Origin of the sequence: Flammeovirga sp. SJP92, assembly GCF_001583495.1 — a bacterium.
Classification (GTDB): Bacteria; Bacteroidota; Bacteroidia; order Cytophagales; family Flammeovirgaceae; genus Flammeovirga.
The window spans coordinates 36,429-42,582 of record NZ_LQAQ01000074.1 but is presented as its reverse complement, the minus strand read 5'-3'; the positions used below and the strand labels follow the sequence as shown (position 1 = coordinate 42,582).

Below are 6,154 nucleotides of genomic sequence, written 5' to 3'. Positions count from 1 at the left end.
CATATTTGCAGGACTGTAAAAAACGATAATTTACTATTATGAAAAAAAAGTTTCTACTTTACTCATTACTAGCTGGAGCTCTTTGCTTTGGCGGATGTAACAATGATGATGATTCAACAGGTTCTTCTAGAGCTGATGTAAGCTTAAGATCTGGTGATATTTCATCAGCGTCCAACACAAGAACTACAGCAACGGATATCCCCGGCGTTGACTCAGTAGTTGTATCAGTGGCTTCACTTACAGTACAAGTAGGTGGTCAATCGGTAACTTTCAACAAAGAAGAAGGAAAAGGTTATGTAGATTTACTACACTTCGAAAGCAAAGATACGCTTATCTGGTCTGACGAAACACTTCCTATCGGCGAAGTAGAAAGTGCTATTCTTGGTTTAGATAAAAACGAGGACAGCTATGTAATCGAAACTGGTTCGGACACTCCTGCTAATTTAAAAGTGGCTCACAAAGAGTTATCTTTTGATGTAGAATATGATTCTGCTTTAGCTACTAACACTAAATATATCCTTAAGTTGGATATGGACGGTAGCTTAAGATTAGTGGCTAACGGAAACGGCGACTATGTACTACAACAAGGTACAGCTGGTGCTCCAAAAGAAGGTGTTTTATATATCGAAAAAGTGCAGTAAGCTTACTTTTTTGACATAAAGATATTTTTGAAGTCCCTCTTTCATTTTAATAAATGATTGAGGGTTTTTTTTATTACTGCTCTTTAAAGAACAAGCCAATATTATTGATTAAAACCATCACTTCTCAAATCATTCGGGCTATAACCAAACTGCTTTTTAAAAGTGCGACTAAGGTGTGAGGCACTATGAAATCCTAACTCATCACTTACTTCAAAAACGGATTTTGTAGTGTATTTAAATAGACGGTTTGCCTCTTCCAATCGATGTTGATTAAAGAACTTAATGATAGGCATTCCATAGACCGCTTTAAAAGCTCTTTGGAGTTTAGATTTACTGATATTATTGTTTTCACTGATTGTATCAAGGTTAGGTAAAATAGAGTAATCAGATAAAATCTGTTCTTTGATATTGAGCATTAAAGAAAAATCATCAGGATGAATATTATTACTCGTTAGATTACTGGAATCATCCTCTATAAGGACAATCAATCGAGCGATAATCTCATAGGCTCTTGCATAAAATATTGATTTATTTAACCTTGCATCTGTTCTTTCCATAAAAGAATTTCGAACAAGCGATTCAACCTCTGGTGAAAGTCTATGGTAAAAGAACCAATCTTTTTCCTCTTTCAGCCTTCTAAAAAATTTATCATTTTGCTTATCAGAAGTTTTCCAATCATCAATCAGTTGTAAGGGAACTCTAATCGACATCCATCGGATCGTTTTATTGCCTGGGAAGGTTAAATTATAAGGTCGGTTGGCATCATAAATAGAGATTCCTTCGGTATTGCCGGCATTGGGGGAGTGACCTAACATATCTCCATAAAAACCTATACGGATAGCCACAATTCGCTCTTCATTCTTAGGAGTATTGATTATTTCAATGGGAACTTTAACATTGAAATCAGCCATAACGATAACAATACCATTAAGATAAGTATGGGCATAAAAGTCTCCACGTCCCAATTCATTATCAAATGAATAATGTGATCCATCCCAAGTTCCACCATATTTTTCACTAAACTCACTATAGAATGCTTGTGGATTTATTTCATCTTCTATCCCTAGTACTAATGCCGGTTTATCCATTAATGCTACCTCTTTTGATACTCTTTAGTTTAAACAGGAGTATTATGTTATTTATTTGAATACTGTTGACAATAATATGAATTATTAAACCCGATTACAATAACGACTTTTGTATCCATCATTACGAAGTGTGATTAACAATACAATTATCATATAAACTAAAACAAATCATTTACATGAAACAGTTAATTTTTATCGTACTAATGTGTTTTACAACAACGATTAGTATGGGACAAGATAAGCCAAATATTGTCATTATGATGACTGATAATCAAGGATATGGTGACATGGGATGTTATGGTGGATTACGTGTACCTACTCCACATATGGATAAACTGGCTGAGTCTGGAATTCAGTTTTTAGATTTTCAAATTGATGCAAGTTGTACGGCATCAAGAGCATCTTTTATGACCGCTCGTATGCCTATCCGTTCGGGTACATCAGGTTATGTTATTCCAGGTGAGCCAGGCGGACTTCATCCTATGGAAGTGACTATAGCGGAAATGTTGAAATCGGTAGGTTATTCGACGGCAAATTATGGTAAATGGCACCTTGGTGAAACGGCCGACAGACAACCTCAAAATCAAGGATTTGATGAGTGGTATGGTGTTGCAAATTCAAGTTTCCCAGTTGACAGTTCTTTCCCTGGTTATCAAGAAGATTTGATCCCACCTCAAGGTATCCTTAGTGCCAAAGCAGGTGAGGAAGCTAAAGTGGTGGCTGATATGACACTTGAAAAAAGAGGTTTAATTGATAGTGAACTTACAGCGAAAAGTGTTGACTATATCAAGAAACATGCGAATAAAAAAGAGCCTTTCTTCTTGCTTACTACTTTTATCAACCCTCATCATCCAGTAGTCCCTCACCCCAATTTTGCTGGTAAATCAAAAGGTGGTGCGTATACTGATGTACTAATGGAAATTGATTATAATGTTAGTCAGATTGTAGGTGCTATTGATGATGCAGGTATTCGTGAAAATACAATCATTATTTTCTTCTCAGACAATGGTCCTACACGTTATTCTCCAGAGGCGGATCATAACGGCGACCCTGGTCCATGGGCAGGTGAATTAGGTTCTGGATGGGAAGGTGGACTTCGTACTGTAGGTATGATGTCGTGGCCCAATAAAATCCGTTCAAATTGGAAATCTGAAGAGATGTTTCATGCCATGGATTTTATGCCAACACTCGCCAATATTGTAGGCGCTGAAATGCCAGACGATCGCCCAATTGATGGTTTCGATCAAACTGATTTCTTACTAGGAAAGCAAGAGCATTCCAACCGAGATCATCGTTTAGTATATTATTATGGTGATTTGACAGTAGTTCGTTGGGCACAATACAAAGCGCACTTTGTGAAGTTTTCAAAATTTCAAAGTTGTATAGCTCCTCCGATCAAACTAGGGCAAATTCCGGAATTCTATAATCTAAAAACAGATCCAAAAGAACTTTTCAACCTATATGGACGAAGTGGAGGTATTCCATTGTTCTTCAAATTCCAAGAGGCTATGATTCCATACTTTGAAAGTATGAAAGAATATCCAAATTTGGATTACTCTAAAATGAAAAGAGATAAATAACCTGTATTGCTTTAATAAAAGTAATCACTTTATCATAGTTCGTTGTATTCATCAAAAGATGTTACTTCGAACTATGAAAAACTTGTTACAATGACTATATCCTTATTAACTAAAAAAAACGAAGCCAGAAAATCTAACCCCGTTTTTCAGAAGTTACTTGTATGATATAATTACAATTACAAAAGCGAATGATAGTGAACTGAACTGTTCTAGCTCACTATTTCACCCTCGTAAAAACACTATTTGAATTATCCGTTCTTTAGTTCATTAGTACCACTTTTATCTTATCCGATTGTCTTTTACCATTGATATTAATAAAATAAATACCCTTAGGAAGAGTATTTAAATCTAGTTGGTGTTTATAGTTGAAATCTATTGATGATTGATACACTTTTTCTCCATTAAGATTATATACTTCCAAATTGTATTGTCCAATTTCTAGTCCCTTCAAATTGACTACACCTGATGATGGATTAGGGTAAGCTATTACCTTTTGTAAGTCCTCTTCTACAGAGGCTACAATCTCTCTTCCACTGCTTCCCGTTGAAAAGTTGACTTTATCTAAATTCCATTGCCAATCATTACTACCCGATGCTGTTATTCTAAAACTGTGTAATCCTGATGAAAGATAAACGGATGAGCTTGCCATCAATGCTTCGAAATTATTCCATCCTCCATTAGCGGGAACAGCATCCGTTGCCACTACGGTTCCATCTACAGAAATCTGAATTCCTGTACCCGTTGTCATGGGAGTCGAGATCATATACTCAATGTTATAATCACCTGCATTGGGAACGTTGACACTATATTCTGTCCAGTCTCCACCATTGACGTAGTTAATACCTACACCTGTCATAATGCTTACTCCATAAGGCACGAATGCGTCATTAAATGTTCCGCCTGTATTCGTAAAATCTTCGGCTTCTATACTGAAGTTGGAAGACGTTGGAGGAGTTGTCACCTCCTCTTCAGGAGTGAAGATTAATTTATCTAAGTTCCATTGCCAATCATTACTTCCTGATGCCAATATTCTCAAAGTATGATTACCACTGAAAGTAATTGTACCTGAGGCTGAAAGTGATGTAAAATTGCTCCAACTTCCATTATTCGGAACATTGGTGGTGTTTACCGTTACGCCATCAACCAAGAGGCTCACTTGTGTTCCTGATGTCATGGGTGTTGAAATCAAATATTCTAAGGTGTAAGTGCCAGTGGCATTGATAGAATATTCTGCCCAGTCACCCGCATTCACATAATTCACACCCCCTGTCATAATATTCATACCGAAGGGTACTTGACCGTCATTAAAAGTACCACCTGTGTTGGTAAATGATTCTGCTTCTACTGTAAAAGCTTCTCCTTGAACGGGAGGAGTAGATGAATTGCTTACTGTCACCGTTGAAGTTGCCGTAAATCCGCCATCAGTTGATGTGGCTGTAATCACTGCCGTACCTTCTCCTACTGCTGTCACCACACCCGACTGATTAACAGTGGCCACGTTTTCATTATTAGAAGCAAAAAGCATAGTTTGATCCGTAGCATTGGCAGGCACTACTTGACCAGTAAGATTACCTTGAGCACCTGTTTCTAATGCCAAAGTGGAAGGTGTCACCATAATGTCAGTTACGCCTACAGTTCCTCCACTGGGCACCGGCTTGTACACCCTTACCCAATCCACTTCCATTGTATTTTTTGAATCGGCTAACAAATCTGCATTTGAAGGTGTTTCACCTCTGCTTACCAACCAACTTTGAGATTCTACATTGATGATAATGTCCATCTCCTTTGTAAAACCATTCCCATTTTGATAAGCTCCTGGATCAATCACATTGATACCATTTGAATTATCACTTGCTGATTGTAATGTATTCATATTGAATGAAGTACTTGTAGCGTAAAGCGTTACTTCAGAATAACCATTTGAAGCATTGACAGGCATTCCACCTACATTATTTCCCCATGAATCAACTGTGTTGGCAGGGTGCTGACTGTTGTAATACGTATACTCCCAAGTGCCATTCATTAAAGTGGCAATGGCATTATGATACATCACTCTCACTAATTCACCATCGATATAATACTCAAAATGATTTGGTGTTTTCCAATAAACGCCCAATCTTAAATACCTACGATCTCCATTGTTCCAAGCCCAATCACCCCAACCGTAAGAAGTATTTACACGGCTATCAGGCCACCAACTGTTCCAATCTCTTGGCTGATAATCATGAAAAGGACTTCTAATAAAAGAGTGATGAGAAATATGCGTCAAATGCTTAAAGCCATTCACTCCACCGTAGTTCTCGATGATGTCAATTTCCTGTGTATCATCTGGACTCAATAACCAAAAACATGATGCTAAACTGATGTTCGCCACACTAATAGCCGATTCCACATAAACAGGATATTGCACTCTTGCATTGGAAGTCACACAACCTGAGTTCACCCCATTATTCGGCAATCCCATTTTTGGAGCATTACCATTCCAAGGGTTGGCTTGGTTATTTTGATCCCATCTTGAAGCATTGATAAATAAGCTTCCGTTTTTCACCGATACATTTTGATATTTCCAATACGTAGTACCCGGGCCATCCCAAGTATTATGATAGAAATTGTACCATTTTCCATCTCCAAAGTTGGTCTTTGCATTGACAGGGTTAAAAGTATAATTAAAGTCGTCTGACACGTTGTCTTGCAGTTGCCAAGTGTTTCCTGATCCCGCATTGGCAGGGACGGCAATACCGCTCCAATCCTGTGCTGAGGTATTGAAAAACACCAAACAACCTAAAATTAGTAAGAGTAATTCTTTCATTTCTATAAACTAAATTGATAGTAAAAAATTTGATTT

4 protein-coding genes are annotated in these 6,154 nt (G+C 37.4%); 2 read left to right on the top strand and 2 right to left on the bottom strand.

Annotation, left to right across the window (positions count from 1 at the left end):
* Positions 1–38: 38 nt before the first annotated feature.
* Complete coding sequence (locus tag AVL50_RS17395; RefSeq protein WP_062617769.1) at positions 39–641, top strand: DUF4382 domain-containing protein; 603 nt, start codon at positions 39–41, stop codon at positions 639–641.
* A 101-nt stretch (positions 642–742) separates the two neighbouring features.
* Here AVL50_RS17395 and AVL50_RS17390 read toward each other — a convergent pair whose 3' ends face one another.
* Entirely contained in the window at positions 743–1,729 is a 987-nt protein-coding gene (locus AVL50_RS17390) for an AraC family transcriptional regulator (RefSeq protein WP_062617768.1), read from the bottom strand.
* 176 nt (positions 1,730–1,905) lie between these two features.
* On the opposite strand from AVL50_RS17390, the gene AVL50_RS17385 reads away from it, so the two are divergent.
* A complete protein-coding gene (locus AVL50_RS17385; RefSeq protein ID WP_082795886.1) occupies positions 1,906–3,309 on the top strand; it encodes a sulfatase-like hydrolase/transferase in 1,404 nt (467 codons plus the stop codon).
* 259 nt (positions 3,310–3,568) lie between these two features.
* Here AVL50_RS17385 and AVL50_RS32615 read toward each other — a convergent pair whose 3' ends face one another.
* A complete protein-coding gene (locus tag AVL50_RS32615) occupies positions 3,569–6,118 on the bottom strand; it encodes a carbohydrate-binding protein (RefSeq protein ID WP_063850773.1) in 2,550 nt (849 codons plus the stop codon).
* Between the last annotated feature and the right edge of the window lie 36 nt (positions 6,119–6,154).

What these genes read in the sequence shown, in the direction of transcription:
- AVL50_RS17385 (WP_082795886.1), top strand. Translation starts at nt 1,906, where the DNA reads ATGAAACAGTTAATTTTTATCGTACTAATGTGTTTTACAACAACGATT.
- AVL50_RS32615 (WP_063850773.1), bottom strand. Translation starts at nt 6,118, where the DNA reads ATGAAAGAATTACTCTTACTAATTTTAGGTTGTTTGGTGTTTTTCAAT.
- AVL50_RS17390 (WP_062617768.1), bottom strand. Translation starts at nt 1,729, where the DNA reads ATGGATAAACCGGCATTAGTACTAGGGATAGAAGATGAAATAAATCCA.
- AVL50_RS17395 (WP_062617769.1), top strand. Translation starts at nt 39, where the DNA reads ATGAAAAAAAAGTTTCTACTTTACTCATTACTAGCTGGAGCTCTTTGC.